This is a genomic window from Streptomyces sp. ALB3 (assembly GCF_044385685.1).
Classification (GTDB): domain Bacteria; phylum Actinomycetota; class Actinomycetes; order Streptomycetales; family Streptomycetaceae; genus Streptomyces.
Genome location: NZ_JBISCE010000027.1, coordinates 251,607 through 268,035, shown reverse-complemented (window position 1 = coordinate 268,035; position 16,429 = coordinate 251,607). Strand labels below are relative to the sequence as shown.

The following is a 16,429-nucleotide window of genomic DNA, read 5'->3' as shown; positions in this document are numbered from 1 at the left end:
ACAGCGAGACGCTCACCCCCCCCCACGTCCCCGCCACCGCACCGCACACGGCTCCGCATGTCCTGCAGCCCGGGGGAGGGCCGCGTCCACCACGGCAACGCCTGAGCCTCCGCAGCCCGTACGGCGAGAGGGCGGAGCTCGGTGTGCGGATCGTCTTCCACGGGCGCGTGGTCGGTGTGCACGGTCGCGGCCGTCAGCCGCGGCGCCGCGTGGACCGGCCCACGGCATCCGCACCTGGCAGCACCACGAGTGAGACCGCCGTGATCGTGTCCGTGGTCGTGATGCTTGCGCGCGTGCGTGTGCCGATTGCCCGCCGTGCGGTTCGCCATGACGCACGGACCCGGTTGTGGACACTGTCGTCATATGCCCGGTGACCGGGTGCGATTCCCTCGCCACAGTGCCGACGGGGCGTGCCACCGCCCCGGCGTCGCCACCTCCCCGATGACTATGACCGCACCCTCACCGCCGCACATCGGTCACGCCACCGGCTCGCCCACCGGTGGTCGCCTGCGGCCGGCCTGTGTCCCGGCGCAAGCGGCAGCACTTGCCGGACCTACCCGCGCGGTCCAGGATCGCAGTGAGCCCTCGCAGTCCCGTGTGTGCCGCCCCTCGAGCCGCTGCTCCACCGTTGTCGCAGTTCGAGGAGTTCGTGCGGCTGACGGAGTCCGGGTACGGAAGGCGCGTCCGCCTGCACGTACGCACGGGTCGTCCGCCTTCCCGTCCCGGTGCGGGAAGCATCCGGACCGGGATGCGTCGTCCCAGGGACGGGGGGTATGCGAGGTGCGAAACCGGCCCGTCCGCACCGGACGGGCACGCACCGACGGGAGTGACGACATGACCGATCGCAGGCCCCAGGGCACCGCTTACACAGGTGCGGAGGGCAGCCCGCCGCCCATACCCGCCGACATGCCCGACCAGCAGGTCCAGGACGGTGAGGACGCCCTCGACGTGATCCTCCCGCCGGACAGCGAAGCCGCCGAAGCGGAACAGCACGCCGAACCCGAGACCGACAGGCCCGACCTGGACGAAGCCGGCTCCGGCCGCGGCGCGGCCCGCAATGCCGGCGTCCACCCCGAACACCCCACCCCGGACGAGTCGACGGGGTGACCCGTGGCCCCGTCACGCACGGGCCCGGCCGCGTACGGCGGGACGCAGGGGGGGGCGACCCTGCCGGCGCCCCGCTCGACGGAGGCGGAGGAGCGGCGACCACGTACCGGGATTCCTCTCTCGTCCTTCCCTTTTCGCCCGGGGCTCTCGGAACGCCCGACGCGGGCCGGTGGCCCCGGGTGCCTGCCCGGCGCCCTCGGCCCGCGTGGCGGACGTGAGAGGGCCGGCGCACACTGGCCGGGACGGCGACAGCGCGGAGAGGCCTGGAACGATGGGCGAGTACGCGGAACTTCCCGGAGTCAGGACGTGGTACGAGACCGAGGGCGCCGGTGAACCGCTGATCCTGCTGCACGGCGGCTTCTGTACCAACGAGACGTGGGGGGAGCTGCGCACCGACCTCGCGTCCGGATACCGCGTCCACCTGCCTGAGCGGCGCGCGCACGGGCACACCCCCGACGTCGCCGGCCCGCTCTCCTACCAGGACATGGCGGATGACACGGAGGCCTTCCTGGAGACCGTCGTGGGACGGCCGGCCCACCTGGTGGGCTGGAGCGACGGGGGCGTGGTCGCGCTGCTCGTCGCCATCGCCCGGCCCGACCTGGTCCGCAAGGTCGTGGCCGTCGGAGCCAACTTCCGCCCCGCGGCCGAGTGCTTCGCCGAACCCGGGATGCTCGACGCCATGACGCCGGCCGGCGACGGCCTCGCGTTCTTCCGTGAGATGTACGAGGCCGTCGCGCCGGACGGCGCGGGCCACTGGCCGGTGGTGGCCGAGAAGATGATCGACATGTGGCGCACCCAGCCGACGCTCACCCGCGACGACCTGGGCCGTGTCGAGGCGCCTGTCCTCGTCCTGGTCGGCGATGACGACATGATGACGCTGGAGCATACGACGGCCCTGTACCGGGCGATCCCGGATGCCCAGCTGGCCGTCGTACCCGGCGCCTCACACCTGGTTCCGCTGGAGAAGCCGGCCCTGGTCAACCGGCTGATCGTGGACCACCTCGCGGGGGACGAGGTAGAGACGATGCTGCCCATCCGGCGCGCGCCGGCACCCGAAACCGCTGAGGGCACCGCGGCCTGACCGGTCCCGATCGGCTCTCGGCCCTTCATGAGCACGACCGCGGTCGGTGGGCCGGACCGCCGGTGAACGGCGGGGCGGCCTGCCACAGGTGCCGCCCCGCACGGACGAGTCGGCTCCGGCCGACAACGGCGTCGCGCCCCACGCATGCGTGGGGCGCGACGCCGTTGTCGCAGGGCTGCACTCTCGCCCCGACGCGAGCGGGCGACCGTTCTGCTCGCCGGTCGGCACCCGGGCAGGGGGCGCGAGGTCAGACGTTCTGCTTGGCCCGCGCCACCTCGTCGACCCGGCCGCGGACGACGAACCAGCCACCGACCAGTGCCGCCGCGATCAGCGGCAGGCACATCACCGTCGTCCGGCCGACGCCGCCGCCCCACCACATCAGGAAGGCCACCCCGACCAGGAACACCAGGGTCACGATCTGGGTGTACGGAGCCCACGGCAGGCGGTAGGCCGGCCTCGTCACCCGGCCGTTCTGCGAGCGGTGCCAGAAGACCAGCGAACAGAGCATGATCATGCCCCAGGTCCCGAGGATCCCGATCGACGCGAAGTTCAGCACGATCTCGAATGCCTGGCCGGGCACCACGTAGTTCAACCCGACGCCGAGTACCCCGAAGCCCGCGGTCAGGAGGATGCCGCCGTAGGGCACCTGCCCCTTGTTCATCAGACCGGTGAACCGGGGCGCGGAACCTGACAGCGCCATGGAGCGCAGGATGCGGCCGGTGGAGTAGAGGCCGGAGTTCAGACTGGACAGAGCGGCGGTCAGTACCACCAGGTTCATCACACCGGCTGCCCCGGGAACGCCGAGCTTGTCCATGACGGTGACGAAGGGGCTCTGGTCCCCGGAGTAGGCGGTGTACGGCAGCAGCAGCGCGAGCAGCACCACCGAGCCGACGTAGAACAGTCCGACGCGCCACATGATGGAGTTGATGGCACGGGGCATGATCTTCTCGGGGTTCTCCGTCTCGCCGGCGGCGACACCACACAGCTCGACGGAGGCGTAGGCGAAGACGACGCCCTGGATCACGAGCAGCATCGGAAGTGTGCCGACGGGGAAGACACCGGTGTCCGAGACGGTGGACAGCCCCGGGGTGTGGCCGTCCACCGGATGCTGGGTGACGACGAGGAAGATGCCGACCAGCATGAAGGCGACCAGGGCGGCCACCTTGATGATCGCGAACCAGAACTCCATCTCGCCGAAGTACTTCACCGAGATGAGATTGGCCGTGAGCACCACCGCGAGGGCGATCAACGCGAGGATCCACTGCGGGACGTCGCTGAACATGCCCCAGAAGTGCGCGTATGTCGCTGCTGCGGTGATATCGGCGATCGCAGTCGTCGACCAGTTGAGGAAGTACAGCCAGCCGGCCGCGAAAGCCCCCTTCTCACCCATGAACTCGCGGGCGTACGAGACGAAGGCGCCTGACGACGGCCGGTAGAGGATCAGCTCGCCCAGCGCGCGGACGACGAAGAAGGCGAAGACACCGCAGACCGCGTAGGCGATGGCGAGCGAGGGCCCGGCGTCGGCGAGACGGCCGCCGGCGCCCAGGAACAGTCCCGTGCCGATCGCGCCGCCGATGGCGATCATGTTGATGTGGCGGGACTTGAGGTCCTTGCTGTAACCGGCGTCGCCGGCGTCCACGTGGGGGGAGCGCGCCGCTGGTGAGTCAGCGGCGAGCTGATCGGCTGCTGTGATGCTGCCGTCACTCATGGAGGGGATTCGCCTTTGTGAGGGGATGATGGTCGGTCCCGGCCGGGCCCGTGGGGGGCTGCGCCCGGCGATGGTTCGAAGGCGCATGATCAGGAACCCTGTGATTCTGGCAGTGCGCTCCAGCTGTCGAAAACAAATCTGAGGTATTCCAGAGGTTTCGGCACAGTAAAGCAAGCGAGGTCTCGTCTGTCGCCCAGCTGGGGAGTGCGCTCCGTGGCCTGACCGCCCGTGCGGCGCGGCGGGGGGAGGGAGACCTCGTCCGGCTTCGGCGGTTCAGGCTCCTGCCTCGGCTCGGGGCCCCCGGTCGGCGGGCCGGTCGGGCCTTCGCCCATGTGCCTTGCCCTTGCCGGGGGAAGGCGACATCCTGTCCGCGAGCCGGCCCCTGCCGGTCACGCGGTCCTGACCCGGTGCGTCCACCAGGGGACGGGACCGTGTCCGCTGCTGCCGTGGGAAGTCGAAGCGACCGGCCGCCGACGTCTGCAACTGAGCGAAGTGGTGAGCGTCATGAGCGACATGTGGGCCGGCGAGAAGGTGCGCCTCCGGGGCGTCGAGCCGGAGGACTGGAAGGGGTTCCGGGACCAGGCCCGGAACACCATCGACGTACGCAACGCCGACCTGGTCGAACCTCCCCGCTCAGCGGAGAGCTTCCGGGCCTGGACCGCCGACCGTGCCGGGCGGCCGCCGAACACCGAAGCGTTCCGGCTGGTGGTCGAGGTGCTGGCCGACCGCGCGTTCGCGGGAGCCGTGACGGTCGGAGAGACCGATGCCCGCGCCGGACGGTTCAAGACGGGCATCGAGATCTCCCGCGAGCACCGTGGGCGGGGGTATGCGACGGAGGCCACCGGACTTGTCCTCACCTACATGTTCGCGGAGCAGCGCTACAACAAGTGTGAAGTCGAGGTCTACGCCTTCAACGAGGCGTCCCTCGCCCTGTACGCCAAGCTGGGTTTCACCGTCGAGGGGCGGCTCCGGCAGCACGAGTACTTCGCCGGAGAACATCACGACGTGGTGCTGCTGGGCATCACGGCCGCCGAACACTGGGCCACGCACCCGCGCCCCTCGGTGCGGTGACGCGCGACAGGCTCGGCGGACGAGGGACCGGTGGTCGTGCGAGGCACCGGCGAGCGGTCTGTCGACCGGTGCGAGCGGGCGGGAGAGGCGGGACGTTCGGGGCCCGCGGTGCGGGAGCGTGCCCGAGGCGCCCTGCCGCGGTCACCGCCTCACCGGGACTCTGCCGCCTCGTTTCCCACGGCGATGCCGAGCCGGCCGGCCACGTCGGTGAGGGCCGTTCCCAGCGGGAGTGCGACGCGGGCGACGGCGTGCCGGTCGCCCCGGGTCGGGTCCCGGTTCACGACCAGTACCGGTTTCCCGGCCCGGTCCGCCTCGCGGACGAAACGCAGCCCGGACATCACCGTGAGCGAGGAACCCAGCACCAGTAGGGAGGCCGCCCCGCCGACCAGTTCGCGGCAGTACGCGACCCGCGGCGGAGGTACGGCCTCACCGAAGAAGACCACGTCCGGTTTGAGGATGCCGCCGCACGCCGTGCACGGCATCACGCGGAACTCCCCGACCTGTCCGTCGGTGAGGTCGGCGTCACCGTCCGGGTTGATCGTGGCGCCCACCGGCTCGAAACCGGCGTTGGCCTCCTCCAGCCGCCGGGCGAGTTCCCGACGCGGGCTGCGGGCACCGCAGGAGAGGCACACGACCCGTCCCAGGCTGCCGTGGAGTTCCACGACGTCCTCGCTGCCGGCGGACTGGTGCAGACCGTCGACATTCTGGGTGATGACGCCCGAGAGGAGGCCATGCCGCCCGAGCGCGGCCACGGCTCGGTGTCCGGCGTTGGGGCGGGCGCTACCGAAGGTGCGCCAGCCGAGGTGGCTGCGCGCCCAGTACCGCCGCCGGGCCTGAGGGCTGGTGACGAATTCCTGGTACGTCATCGGAGTGTGCCGGCTCAGGCTCCCGCCCTCGCCCCGGTAGTCGGGAATGCCCGACTCCGTGGAAAGGCCCGCCCCGCTGAGTACCAGCACACCGCCGGTGCGCAGCGCCTCGGCAACCGGCGTCAGATCGGTCGTGCCCGGCGACAGGTCCGCCGGAGGGACCCAGCTGAGAGTGGGGCGCATACGCATGCCCCCAGGATACGGAACACGCCACGATCACCCCCTCCATCGCGCTGCCTGCCCGGCCCCGGGCACCCACCACCCGGATTCCGTTCAGCCGGACGACACGGATGCCGTCGTGCCCGCCCGGAGCAGGGAGGCCCCGGCCGGGGTGAGGGTGTGCAACACGGTCGGGCCGTGCCGGACGGTGGTGATGAGCGGGGCGTCACGCAACGCAGTGGCGTGCCGACTGGCCGATGACGCCGAGATCCCTGCGGCACGGGCGATCTCCGTGGTCGTTGCGCCGGTGGACGCGGCGCGCAGAGCGACCGCGCGTGATCGTCCGAGAAGGGCGGTCAAGGGCCGGCCGTCGACGTCGGCGCCGTACGGGGTGCCCGGCCGGCTCCCTTCGTGGAGCATCGAGTACCAGAGCACGGGCGGCAGCTGGGGATCGGCGAAGGTGACCGGTTCCCCCCAGTTGAAGTACGAGGGGACCAGTGTCAGACCACGGCCGTCCAGATGCAGGTCCCGGTCGGCGGCCTGCTTCGGATAGCTGACCTCCAGAACGGGAGGGCGCCAGCGCAGCAGGGGCCCGAGCCCGGAGAGCATGCCCTCCACACCGCCGTCCAGGAGCCCGCGGCAGCGTGCCGCACGCTCCGCTTCGAGCCGGGCCTGGGCCTGTTCCTCGTACGGGGCGACGACCGCGTCGTAGTAGGTGCGCAGCATGCCCACCAGCTCCTTGCGCGCGTCCAGCCGGGTCAGTTCCCCGGCTTAGGCAGGGGCTCCGACGGTGCGGTCGAGAACGGCGACTTCCTCCAGGACCCGTCGCGCAGGCGTGGCCACGATGATTCCATTCCCATGGCCAGGTCGCCCACCGCGTCAGCGGGGGTCAGGAAGTCCGGAAAGTACGCCGCTCTCGGGTACAGCGGCAGAAGGACACTCCGCAGAGCCCGCTCCAGCCCCTTCTCCCGCAGTTGCTGCCGGGCCGTCCGGTACCACTCCGCGTGAGCCCAGCGGCCTTTCCGTGACTGCAGCCGGTGCAGGCTCGCGGCGATCTCCCAGACCGGATCAGGCGCGGCTGCGATCCTGGTCCTGGCCAGGTCCGCGTCACTGAAGTGCATACGGAGCATGCGTCGTCCCCTGGTGCCCGGCTCGGTGCCGTCCAGCGTCACCCCTGGCTCAGCACGTCTGGCCGACTGATCGTAGGACTTCCCTATAAGACGCGATAAACGGGAGTCTCATGGTCATAGGGGGCAGGCGTTTATCGCCGCCCGCGCGGCGTCGAAGGCCGGACGATGACACACTGGCTGATCCGGCGAACGCCGCGCTTCAGCCATGCGACCGAAGGACAGGAGGGCCCAGCGTGCGCCTCCTGCTGACATCGGACACGCACGTGCCCAGGCGGGCGAAGCACCTGCCCGCTTCCCTCCTCGCGGAGATGGACGCGGCGGATGTCGTCCTCCACGCCGGAGACTGGGTGGACGCCGCGACGCTGGACCTGTTCGAGGCGCGCGCGAAGCGCCTCGTCGCGGTTTACGGCAACAACGACGGGCCGGAGCTGCGATCGAGGCTCGACGAAGTCGCACGGGTGGAGTGCGAAGGTCTGCGGTTCGGCGTCGTGCACGAGACGGGGGCGTCGCAAGGCCGCGAAAGACGGTGCGCGGCTCGCTTTCCCGATCTTGACGTCCTGGTGTTCGGTCACAGCCACATCCCGTGGGACACCACCGCTCCGGGCGGGCTGCGCCTGCTCAACCCGGGTTCGCCGACCGACAGGCGCAGGCAGCCGTACTGCACGTACATGACCGCCGAGGTGTCGGGCGGAAGGCTCGTCGACGTACAGCTGCACCGCCTGCCGCCTCGCGTCTGACATGAGCTTCGCCCGTGGCGCCGCCGTTCACATGTGCTGGTTCACGGCAGCCCCGTCCGGGGGTCGCAGATCTGGCAGGCCTCGATACCGGGGTCGGCCAGCGCGGCCACCGCTTCCTCGCGGGAGATGAACCCGAAGTCGTTCTTGAACAACGCGCAGCTGCCGCGGTGCAACAGGGCGCTCGAACTGGAGCGTTGCGGTTGGATCTTCCACGACCGTTCGACCCTCGCCCGCCGGCTGCGACGCCTGTCCCGCTGCTCCTGAGCCTCCAGCTCCCGGATGCGGCGGTCCACGCACTGCAGCTGCCAGGCGAGGTATGCCCGGGTCGCCCGCCACTTCTCGAGCCGGGAGATCCCGTCGGGCCCCGGCACGGCTACGGCGCCCCGTCGGCGTGCACCGTCCGGCGGGCACTCGCCGGGACCGGGCGGAACGCGGTCGGGTGCTCCGCGCGCCGGTGAGGGCGCAGGTGTGTGGACACCGCGGCGCTGGGGCCGATCGCGAGCCGCCCTCGGCGGTCCGCCTCTCCACCCTGCACGCGTGTGTGCCCGTGGCAATCGGCGGATCCCGGCCGGCGGTCGCAGTGCTGCTGCTGCTCGGCCTGCCGACCGGGCGGCGCTTCAGCGGGCCGGGTAGGGCTCGCGGCGTGGTGTCCAAGGGCGGCGCGAGTCCGGCGCGGCGCGAGGTGGGCTTCGCGGCGGACTTCGGGGAGGTGGTACATCGGCACATCCGTAATAGTACGCCTGTTCGATTTGTGCGGGCGAGTCCCACGTGGATGCTCCGAGATGTTCCGGACCCGGCGGACGTGGAAACGGAGAGGCTCATACCGGTTGCATGGATGATCTTCCGCTGCGTAGTGTCCCCGAGGGATATCGGGCAACCGTTCGCGCCGTCATTCGACCGACACTTCGCCTCGGGCGGGGTGGCGCCTGCCGCACGCAGGCGTCTCCGCAGCAGGGGGAAGCACAGCAGCCGTTCACAGGCCGCGCCTGTCGCCGAGGCGGCCGTGGTCAGAGAGTGAGCAGCTAGATGCAACCGACGTTCGTACTGGTCCACGGAGCCTTCGCCAACTCCTTCTCCTTCGCGCCGCTCCAGGCGGAACTCGGCCTGCTCGGACATCGTTCGGTGGCTGTCGACCTGCCCGGCCACGGGTTCGGGGCAAGCTTCTCGAGGGCGTATCAGGCACCGCAGGATCCCGCAGGTCTGGCCACGGCCCCTGGCTCGATCAAGGGCGTCACGCTGGCCGACAACGTCGCGCACCTGCTCGGCATCCTGGAACGGGCCAAGGAGAACGGGCCGGTGATCCTCCTGGCGCACAGTCGCGGCGGTGCGACCGTGACCGCTGCGGCCAACGCGCGGCCGGACCTCATCGACCGACTCGTCTACGTCGCGGCCTGGTGCCCGGTGGATCTGGACGTCGGCGAGTACTACGCCGAGCCGGAGATGGCCACGGTCGACGCCGGGTCGCTCGGCTTGGCCCTGGCCGGAAATCCGGCTGAACTGGGCCTGCTGCGTGTCAACTTCCGGACTGCGGACCCCGCCGCCCTCGAGGCGTTCAAGGCCGCGTTCGTCGCCGACGGCACCGACGACGAGTTCCTGACCTTCCTGAACACCTTCCAGCCCGATGAGAACCTGGACGTCGGCACCTCGGCCGACCGGGCACAGGCCGCGTCCTGGGGCAGCGTCCCCAAGACGTTCGTGCGCCTGTCCGGTGATGCGAGCATGCCGCTCGCGATGCAGGACCGGCTGATCCGCGAGGGTGACGCGCTGACGCCGGACAACCCCTACGACGTCCGCACCCTCGACAGCAGCCACCTGAAATGGCTGATCACTCCGGGGCCGGCGGCTCGGCTCCTGGGTGAAGTCGCCGCGCTCACGTCCCGGTCGTCCTGACCGGGGGCGTCGGCGTACACGTGAACGTGCACATCCGGGTGAACGTGCCCACTCCTCGTGCACGGCCGGGCGCCTCCTTGACCTGAAGCATTATCGAGGTTCTAGCGTGTCGACCACTCGATCAGCTGACGACGGGAGACACGCTCGTGATCCTCGTGACCGGAGCCACCGGAAACATAGGCAGTGCCCTGCTGAAGGAGTTGCACGCACGCGGTGTCGGGCCGCTGAGAGGGCTCACCCGTGACGCCGCACGGGCCGTCTTCCCCCAAGGGGTCGAGGCCGTGGAGGGCGACTTCGCAGAGCCGGCTTCGCTGAAGCCCGCGCTGAAAGGGGTGCGCTCGCTGTTTCTTGTGCCGCGTCCGGGATCGGACGCCGACATCCTCGAAGCCGCCCGGCAGGCGGGAGTGGAACACGTCGTACTGGTGTCGTCCATCACCGTCCAGACCCACCCGCACCTCGGCCCCGCCGGCGAGAACCTGGCGGTGGAGCGACTGCTCAAGGAAACCGGCATGGCCTGGACGATCCTGCGGCCGACGCAGTTCGCGTCGAACGCCCTGATGTGGACTGCGTCCATCCGCGGCCGCGAGACCGTCCGCGCGCCGTACCCCGAGACGGCGCTACCGACCATCCACCCCGCGGACGTCGCATCGGTGGCACGGGTGGCACTGACCGAGCCCGGCCACCACGAACGCACGTACGCCTTGACCGGGCCGGAGCCGATAACCGCCCGACAGCAGGTCGCGGTTATCGCGGCAGTACTGGGTCGGGAGGTGCCCTTCGCCGAGATCAGCCGTCGGCAGGCCTACGCGCAGATGGTCGCGGTCTTCGGGGCCGAGGCCGCGGACGCGGTGCTCGACGTCACTGGTGGAGACGTGAACCCCGAGCTGCTGATGGTGCGCGACACGGTTTCTCAGGTCACCGGAACGCCGGCTCGCCCGTTCCGGCAGTGGGTTTCGGAGAACGCCGACGCCTTCCGTCGAGTCGCCAGGGCCTGAGCACGTTCCTCCGGACCCCGGTGCGCATGATCAGGAGCACGACGACAGGGGGTGCGCGGAGTCGGAGTCGTGGTGCTCACCACCGAAGCCGGAAGACCACGCGCAGGTGAGGGGCCGCAGCGCCGATGGGCGAGGCCCTGCTGCTTGTGGATCTCGAAAGGATGAAACCCGGTCTGATCGCCTGTGCTGGACGCCACGACCTCTCACGCTGCTGCTGTGCAGAAGACAAGTGGCGGTACGGACCGGCGTTCGCGCTCCGGCGGTGCCCGTGTGGGGAAGCAGAGGCAGCCGCAGCACGCTTCGCGTGGGCCGGTGCGACGCGGGGCGGAAACCGAGCGCCGGGCTCCTCTGAACGAACAGGTGCGGTACTGGTTCGACAACACGCTGACCGGCGGAGTGGCCGGCCTCATCGGATGGCTCGCCGTCGCCTGCCTGGCCGTCGTGGTTCCCTTGAGCGCGGTCCTGGTCTGGACGGACGAAAGGGCTCCCGACGCCCTGCGGGCCAAGACCGCCGCGGTGTGGCGGACCGTCGGTCAGACACTCAGGCTGGGCGGCGAGGTCGGATCCCCTCTGCGGGTCGTCCTGTCGGTAGTGCTCGCCCTCGTAGCCCTCTTCTACGTCTCCACCCTCGTCAGTCTCATCACGGCTGCGATCACCGAGAAGCTCGTCGCTCTGCGCCTCGGCCACTCCACGGTCCTGGAAGAAGGGCACACCGTCGTACTCGGCTGGTCCGCCCAGCTCCACACGGTGGTGACCGAGCTCGTCGCCGCCAACGCCAACCAGGGGCGTAGCGCGATCGCGGTGCTGGCCGACCGGGACAAGACCGAGATGGAGGAGGAACTGAGCGCCGAAGTCGGCAGTACCGGGCGCACACGGATCATCTGCCGCAACGGACGGCCCACCGACCCGGCCGCACTCGTACGGGTCAGCCCCGGCACGGCTGATGTCGTGCTGGTGCTCCCGCGGGACGAGCCGGACGAGGACGCGGAGATCGTCAAGAGTCTGCTGTCCCTGCGTGCCGCTGTCGACGACGGCTGCCGGGTGCGGGTGGTGGCCGTGGTCCGCGACGAGCGATACCGGCTGGCGGCACGCCTCGCGGCCGGTCCGGACGCGGTCGTTCTCGAGGTCGACGACATCACCGCCCGCCTGATCTCACAGTGTGTCAGGCAACCGGGCCTCTCGCTCGTCTACCAGGAGCTGTTCGACTTCGCCGGGGACGAGTTCTACGTCATCGACGCTCCGGCGCAAGCCGGGCGTCCCTTCGGCCGGGCGTTGCTGGCCTATCAGGACGCCTGCGTGGTCGGGGTCGTGCGGGCGAACGGCACGGTACAGCTGAACCCGGCCCCCGACTCGGCCGTTCTCCCGGGGGACCGGCTCGTCGTGATCGCGCAGGACGACGACACGGCGACACCGGCCGACGAGCCCGCGGCCTTCGACGAGTCGGTCATCGTGTCCCGTCCACCGACGTCGGCACGCCCTCAGCGACTGCTCCTGCTGGGCTGGAATCGTCGGGCACGACACATCGTCGCCCATCTGTCCCGCCACACCGCGGCCGGTTCGGCCCTGCACGTGGTGGCCGACGGCGGAGGGGCGGCGGACGCGGACGTGCGGGACACGGCCTCCGAGGCCACCGGCCTGGCTGTCACCTTCCGCGAAGGAGATCCGACCCTTCCCGAGACGGTGAACGGCCTGGACGCCGCCGGCTACGACGGTGTCATCGTCCTGGGGCCCGACCGATCGGCCGGCACGGGGTCACCGGACGACCGGGCCCTGGTCACACTGCTGCTCCTGCGCGATCTCGAACGCACCTCGGGACGAGCGATCTCCGTGGTCACCGAGATGACCGACGACCGCAACAGAGCGATCGCGCCGGTCGGGCCCGGTGCCGACTTCGTCGTCAGCGGCAAACTGATCGGTCTCCTGATGGCTCAGATCTCCCAGAACTGGCGTCTCGCCGAAGTGTTCGAGGACCTCCTGTCTCCCGGTGGCAGCGGCATCCACCTCAGGCCGGCCGGTGACTACGTCCGGGAAGGGCACCACGCCTCCTTCGCCACCGTCGTCGAGTCGGCCTCGCGCCGAGGGGAGTGCGCCATCGGCTACCGGAGCCGCGACACGGCCACGGCCGGGCCCCACCACGGCGTCCACGTCAACCCCTCCAAGGGAGTCGTCCGGCGCTGGATGGCGCACGACGACGTCATCGTGATCACCACGAACTGACCGGTCAGCCCGGGTGCGCCGGGGCCGGGGGACCGCTCCCCGGCCCCGGCGGCTTCGTCCGTGGCGCCGCCGCGGGCCCGAGAAGCCGCGCCCGCGCGGTCATCCGGACGACTTCCACCTGACCTGCGTCCGCCGGGTGCCGGTGGTTCCCGTACCGCAGGAGGGGCCGAACAGCGGGCCCCGAACTCATCACCGACCCTTCCGGGGCCGTGAAACGGGTCATGCCCGCGCGGTGGATGACCTCGTAGTGTCTCAGCCGGCCTGACGGAGGTGGCCGCCGCGGTTTCCGCCACGCCGGTCGAGTGCGTGCTTTCGAGTGAATCCGACGCAGCGGAAACGTTCAGGCTCGAGAGAGCACGTCGGGGTGGCCTGATGCTGGGGGCCGACGAAGGGGAGGCTCTCATGCGGCTCCGCATCACTACCACCAGCGATCCCGTCCAGGGTGCGTGTCTCCCGGCCGGCTTCGGCCTCTCCCGCTCGCTCCTGTGCCGTGTGAAGGGCCTGTTCGCGGGCGCCGGCCGTGTCGACGCGCTTCCGGCCCAGGGCTGAGTGCGTGTCCGGAGGGGCCGTCGCGCGGACGGAGTGCGTGAGTACCTCGGCCGCTGCGAGTGACAGGCGGCTGAACTCCACGGTGCTGGACTGGGCAGAGCGCCTGGGAGTGGTCACCGGCACCGCTGAGCAGGAGCGCCTGGCCGCCATGCGGCTGGGGGAGTTCGCCGCCCGCGCAGTCCCCCAGGCCGGTGCGCCGGCAGCGGAGCTGACAGCTCAGTGGGCGGCGTTCGTCTGTCTGGTCGACGACCGGCTCGATCGCGGAGGCCTGGGTTCCCGCCCCGAAGCGGTCCGCGCATTGTTCGACCAGTTGCTGGCCGTGCTCAACACGGACCGTGCAGCCGTTCCGCGCGGTGCGATCACGTCGGCCCTGGCCGACCTCTGGCGGCGTACCGTTCCCGGCACGACTCCGCGATGGCGTGAGCGGTTCATCACCGACTACCGCGACTTCGCCCGCGCCACGTATGAGGAGGCCGGAACACGCAGGGACGGAGTCCGGCTGCCCCTCGGTGACTACGTCCGTCTGCGCCGCCTGACCATCACCGTGCTCCCGATGGCCGACATCGTGGAGCGCACCGCCGACGCTCCCTGGCCGGACCGCTCCGGTCGTGACGCCGGCGTGCGGGCCTTGCGGCAGGCGGCAGCCGACGTGGCGGGATGGACGAACGACCTGGTCTCGGCGGACAGCGACGTGCAGGCGGGTCAGGAGAGCCTGGTAGCTGTCGTAGGGCGCGAGAAGGGCTGTTCCCCGTCCGATGCCCGAGACCGGGTGACGACGATGCGGGACGGCCGGCTTCGAGACTTCCACGGCCTCGCCGCTGCTCTGGCAGTCGGTGAAGGGGTGCCCGGGGCGGCCCGGGAGCCGTTGCGCGGCTACGTCGCTGGGCTCGGCTCCTTCCTGGACGCGACCTTGCACTGGCTCGGCGTCACCGGCCGGTTCGAGACCCGCTGGCTGCCGACAGCCACGGCGGCACGGCCTCCGCTGTGCGCTGATCCGAGTATCCCGTTCGTCTGCCGTGTCCACGAGGAAAAGCACTGATGAGACCATTCACCGCCGAGCATCTGCCGCCCGCGTGGCCCGCCCGGCACTTCCCCTCCGGGCTCCTCGCGGTACGGGGCCGGATCGCCGCCGGGCTGCTCGACAGGGTCGGGCCGGACGGGGCCGTCCGCGACGCGTGCCGGAGCCGCGTCCTGGAATCCGCGCTCACCCTGGCCCTCCTGGAACGGCAGGGGAGCCGGCACGCCGGCGCCCGTGCCGGCCTCGTGCGCTATCTGGAGCGCCACCGGCCCACCGGTGACCTGCTGGACAACGCTGTGGTCGAAGCAGCTCTGGGACAGGGCGGGCAGCCCGTACCCGAGGAGGTGGCCGAGGCGGTCGTCGGGGAGGTGCCGGACTTCGCCGGGGCGCGCAAGCGCACCCTTGTCCACGCCCTCTTCGCGATGCTCGGTGCCACTCCGGGGCCTCGCGATTGGGGCCCTGAGGCCTTCGACGTGAGCGCGCTGCACCCCTGGGCCGCCGTGCAGGTCACCGCGGTCAAGGCGGTCCTCGGCCGCACAGCCGGGCAGCCGCTCTCCGCCGACGACCTCGCCCTGCTGGTGTCCACCCAGCGGCGGGGGACCGTATGGGAGGGAAACCTCCTCATCCACCTCTCGGTCCTGCACGCACTGGCGGACCAGCCCGGTACGGGAGCCACGGTGGGGGAAGGTCTGCGTACAGCGCTCCTCCACCAGCGGGACGACGGTGGCATGCCCTTCGTCACCGACACGGCCACGTGGTCCACGGTCACGGCCGGGCTCGCTCTGCACGCCGCGGGCGCCCCACCACGTGTGCTGCACCGTGTCGCACGGTACCTCGTGCGGGCCCAGCAGGAGGACGGTGGCTGGTCCTACACCGACCAGGCACGGCTCTCGGACACGGACTGCACCTCCGTCGCGGTCGAGTTCCTCCACCAACTCGACCGGGACGAGTACCGTGACTCCGTCCGCCGCGGCGTAGCCGCCCTGATCGCTGTGCGCGGCCCGGACGGCGGGTTCCCCACGTACGGGGCCGGGACCCCGTCGGAGGCATGCATGACGGCAGCCGCCGTCAACGCGCTGAGCACACAGGCGTGTCTCCCCGACGGCGTGGTGACTTCGGCTCTCCGCCACCTGGTGAACAGCCAGCAGCAGGACGGATCGTTTCCTCCGGGCTGGAGCGTGAGCCGACTGCACACACTCTTCCGGGTCCACCTCGCCGTCGGCCATGCGAACCGGCAGGCCTTTCCTTCCGTCCGCACCATGCACCAGCGGATCACCTCCCTGGTATGCGCCGCCCAGGGGGACGACGGTGGCTACGGTCAGCAGGCCGTCAGCAGGAGTGACGCGATCAGTACCTCCTACGCCCTGATCATCCTGACAGGATGTCCCGACCCCGCGCCGGCCGCACGGGCTGCCCGCTACCTGCTGTCCCACGTGCGCCCCGACGGGTCCGTCGACTCACCTCCCGACATGGTGGGACCTCGCCCCTTCCCCTACCACGTCCCCGTTCTGGCCGACGCCTTCGCTCTCCTCGCGCTCGGCCACCTCACCTTCCGCGTCCAGCTGCCCCGCTCCGTCGCACCGGGCCCCCGGCGCAGTGGGGCGCAACCCGTCGGGGGAGCAGCGCTGTGAACCGGGCGAAGCCCCAGGCGGATCCGGACTGCCGCGAAGGCGGATGCCCACAGACGCGCGGACGACGCTGAGCCTTCGCCGGTGCGTCCGCCCGGAGGAGGACGACCGCCCGGGACAGCCGGTGGCAGCCCGGCCCGTGCCGGTCGCCCCTTCCGCCGTCCCGGCCCGGACGGGCCCCTCCGCACAACACCCCGGGTGCGCCTCGCCCGGCCCGGTCACCACCCCCGCACCACCGATGTCCGCACGCCCGCCCGATCCCCAGGAGACCGC

Annotated in this window: 13 protein-coding genes and 1 pseudogene; 10 read left to right on the top strand and 4 right to left on the bottom strand. The window is 71.0% G+C overall.

The genetic code is table 11. The features are described 5' to 3' along the window. The first annotated feature begins 834 nt into the window (after nt 1-834). Nucleotides 835-1,107: a hypothetical protein gene (locus ACHFIV_RS16320; protein ID WP_398968835.1), complete on the top strand. Its 273-nt coding sequence runs from the start codon at nt 835-837 to the stop codon at nt 1,105-1,107. Between the two features lie 271 nt (nt 1,108-1,378). Then, nucleotides 1,379-2,188 carry an alpha/beta fold hydrolase gene (locus tag ACHFIV_RS16315; RefSeq protein ID WP_398968832.1) on the top strand — a complete coding sequence of 270 codons (810 nt, stop codon included), beginning with the start codon at nt 1,379-1,381 and terminating at the stop codon, nt 2,186-2,188. 247 nt (nt 2,189-2,435) lie between these two features. On the opposite strand, the gene ACHFIV_RS16310 is transcribed toward ACHFIV_RS16315, so the two are convergent. Beyond that, the gene (locus ACHFIV_RS16310; protein ID WP_398968829.1) at nt 2,436-3,896 is read right to left on the bottom strand and encodes an amino acid permease; all 1,461 of its coding nucleotides are present in this window, start codon (nt 3,894-3,896) and stop codon (nt 2,436-2,438) included. A gap of 504 nt (nt 3,897-4,400) precedes the next feature. Between ACHFIV_RS16310 and ACHFIV_RS16305 the strand changes: the two genes are divergently transcribed. Beyond that, entirely contained in the window at nt 4,401-4,967 is a 567-nt protein-coding gene (locus tag ACHFIV_RS16305; protein ID WP_398968826.1) for a GNAT family N-acetyltransferase, read from the top strand. A gap of 149 nt (nt 4,968-5,116) precedes the next feature. Here ACHFIV_RS16305 and ACHFIV_RS16300 read toward each other — a convergent pair whose 3' ends face one another. Both ACHFIV_RS16300 and ACHFIV_RS16295 read right to left on the bottom strand, forming a co-directional pair. Further along, nucleotides 5,117-6,022, bottom strand: a complete 906-nt coding sequence (locus tag ACHFIV_RS16300) for an NAD-dependent protein deacetylase (protein ID WP_398968823.1) — start codon at nt 6,020-6,022, stop codon at nt 5,117-5,119. An 84-nt stretch (nt 6,023-6,106) separates the two neighbouring features. Further along, nucleotides 6,107-7,122: pseudogene (locus ACHFIV_RS16295) on the bottom strand (ArsR family transcriptional regulator). Nucleotides 7,123-7,355: 233 nt separating this feature from the next. Between ACHFIV_RS16295 and ACHFIV_RS16290 the strand changes: the two are divergent. Next, entirely contained in the window at nt 7,356-7,859 is a 504-nt protein-coding gene (locus tag ACHFIV_RS16290) for a metallophosphoesterase family protein (RefSeq protein ID WP_398968821.1), read from the top strand. Between the two features lie 41 nt (nt 7,860-7,900). Here the strand turns inward: ACHFIV_RS16290 and ACHFIV_RS16285 are convergent, their stop codons facing one another. Further along, nucleotides 7,901-8,230, bottom strand: a complete 330-nt coding sequence (locus ACHFIV_RS16285) for a DUF6233 domain-containing protein (RefSeq protein ID WP_398968818.1) — start codon at nt 8,228-8,230, stop codon at nt 7,901-7,903. Nucleotides 8,231-8,885: 655 nt separating this feature from the next. On the opposite strand from ACHFIV_RS16285, the gene ACHFIV_RS16280 reads away from it, so the two are divergent. The 6 genes from ACHFIV_RS16280 (at nt 8,886) to ACHFIV_RS16255 (ending at nt 16,159) form a co-directional block, all read left to right on the top strand. Then, nucleotides 8,886-9,749: an alpha/beta hydrolase gene (locus ACHFIV_RS16280; RefSeq protein ID WP_398968816.1), complete on the top strand. Its 864-nt coding sequence runs from the start codon at nt 8,886-8,888 to the stop codon at nt 9,747-9,749. Nucleotides 9,750-9,895: 146 nt separating this feature from the next. Continuing rightward, complete coding sequence (locus ACHFIV_RS16275) at nt 9,896-10,744, top strand: NAD(P)H-binding protein (RefSeq protein WP_398968813.1); 849 nt, start codon at nt 9,896-9,898, stop codon at nt 10,742-10,744. Nucleotides 10,745-11,056: 312 nt separating this feature from the next. Next, complete coding sequence (locus ACHFIV_RS16270; protein WP_398968811.1) at nt 11,057-12,961, top strand: CASTOR/POLLUX-related putative ion channel; 1,905 nt, start codon at nt 11,057-11,059, stop codon at nt 12,959-12,961. 402 nt (nt 12,962-13,363) lie between these two features. Next, nucleotides 13,364-13,510 (top strand): hypothetical protein, encoded by a 147-nt coding sequence (locus ACHFIV_RS16265; RefSeq protein WP_398968810.1) that lies wholly within the window; start codon nt 13,364-13,366, stop codon nt 13,508-13,510. Nucleotides 13,511-13,547: 37 nt separating this feature from the next. After that, on the top strand, nt 13,548-14,549 hold the full coding sequence (locus ACHFIV_RS16260) for a terpene synthase family protein (protein ID WP_398968808.1): 1,002 nt from the start codon (nt 13,548-13,550) through the stop codon (nt 14,547-14,549). Further along, entirely contained in the window at nt 14,549-16,159 is a 1,611-nt protein-coding gene (locus ACHFIV_RS16255) for a prenyltransferase/squalene oxidase repeat-containing protein (protein ID WP_398968805.1), read from the top strand. The genes ACHFIV_RS16260 and ACHFIV_RS16255 overlap by 1 nt, the downstream gene beginning before the upstream one ends. Nucleotides 16,160-16,429 lie beyond the last annotated feature (270 nt).

Excerpts from the sequence above, each read along its gene's own strand:
- ACHFIV_RS16320 (WP_398968835.1), top strand. The coding sequence starts at position 835 with ATGACCGATCGCAGGCCCCAGGGCACCGCTTACACAGGTGCGGAGGGC.
- ACHFIV_RS16315 (WP_398968832.1), top strand. The coding sequence starts at position 1,379 with ATGGGCGAGTACGCGGAACTTCCCGGAGTCAGGACGTGGTACGAGACC.
- ACHFIV_RS16310 (WP_398968829.1), bottom strand. The coding sequence starts at position 3,896 with ATGAGTGACGGCAGCATCACAGCAGCCGATCAGCTCGCCGCTGACTCA.
- ACHFIV_RS16305 (WP_398968826.1), top strand. The coding sequence starts at position 4,401 with ATGAGCGACATGTGGGCCGGCGAGAAGGTGCGCCTCCGGGGCGTCGAG.
- ACHFIV_RS16300 (WP_398968823.1), bottom strand. The coding sequence starts at position 6,022 with ATGCGTATGCGCCCCACTCTCAGCTGGGTCCCTCCGGCGGACCTGTCG.
- ACHFIV_RS16280 (WP_398968816.1), top strand. The coding sequence starts at position 8,886 with ATGCAACCGACGTTCGTACTGGTCCACGGAGCCTTCGCCAACTCCTTC.
- ACHFIV_RS16265 (WP_398968810.1), top strand. The coding sequence starts at position 13,364 with ATGCGGCTCCGCATCACTACCACCAGCGATCCCGTCCAGGGTGCGTGT.
- ACHFIV_RS16255 (WP_398968805.1), top strand. The coding sequence starts at position 14,549 with ATGAGACCATTCACCGCCGAGCATCTGCCGCCCGCGTGGCCCGCCCGG.